Annotated in this window: 2 protein-coding genes; both read right to left on the reverse strand. The window is 68.5% G+C overall.

Annotated elements, in window-relative coordinates:
• A partial coding sequence (locus LQV45_RS35115) for a PLP-dependent transferase (RefSeq protein ID WP_230012631.1) occupies positions 1 to 237 on the reverse strand: 237 nt, incomplete at its 3' end.
• A gap of 17 nt (positions 238 to 254) precedes the next feature.
• Positions 255 to 1,055: pyridoxal-phosphate dependent enzyme (locus LQV45_RS35120; protein ID WP_230012633.1), on the reverse strand; the 801-nt coding region annotated here is incomplete at its 5' end.

Here is a 1,055-nt window from a genome sequence, read left to right on the forward strand (position 1 = left end):
GGCGCTCCCGCCTTCCAGGGCCGCCAGCTGCTCCTGCAGCGAGTCACGGGTGGGGTTGGTGCCCCGGCCGTATTCGTAACCGGCCCGCAGCCCGCCGATGCCGTCCTGGGCATAGGTCGAGGAGAAGTGCACGGGGGGCACCACCGCCCCGGTGCGGGGCTCAAACGCCTGGCCGGCGTGGATGGCGCGGGTGTTGAAACCCTGGTTTTTCGAGGACGGGCTTTCAGGCACAGACATGGGACTCCTTGAACTGGTCAGTTGCTGAGGTACGCGAGGAGGTCGTGGCGGGTCAGGATCCCCACCGGGGCGCCGACAAACGTCACCATGAGGGTGTCGGCGTCGGAGAGGAGTTCGCGGGCGGTCGAGATCGATTCGAGCGAACCGATCACGGGGAGCCGGGCCTCCATGTGTTCGGAAATCTTGTCCGAGAGCTTGGCCTCGCCGCGGAAGAGCTTGGCCGTGAGGGTGCGTTCGTCCACGGCGCCCAGCACCTCGCCCATGACGACTGGCGGTTCCTGGGGCAGGACGGGGATGTGCGAGACGCCGTACTCGTTCATGATGTTGATGACGTCGCGGACGGACTCGTTCGGGTGGATGTGCACGAGGTCCGGGAGTTCACCGGTCTTGGCCTTGAGGATCTCGCCCACCGACGCCTCGTCCCCGCCGGCCAGGAAGCCGTAGGAACGCATCCACTGGTCGTTGAAGATCTTGGCCAGGTAGCCGCGGCCGGAGTCCGGCAGGATGACCACGACGACGGCGTCGGCCGGGAGGTCCTTGGCGACTTCCATGGCGGCCACGACGGCCATGCCCGAGGAGCCGCCCACCAGCAGGCCTTCCTCGCGCGCCAGCCGGCGCGTCATCGCGAAGGAGTCGGCGTCGCTGACGGCAATGACGTCGTCCGGGACCGACTTGTCGTAGTTGGCCGGCCACATGTCCTCCCCGACGCCCTCGACAAAGTACGGGCGGCCCGTGCCGCCGGAGTACACCGAGCCGGCGGGATCCGCGCCGATGATCTTCACGACGCCACCCTCGGCCCCGGGGCGCCCGGCGGAGAC

This window comes from Microbacterium sp. Bi128 (genome assembly GCF_918698205.1).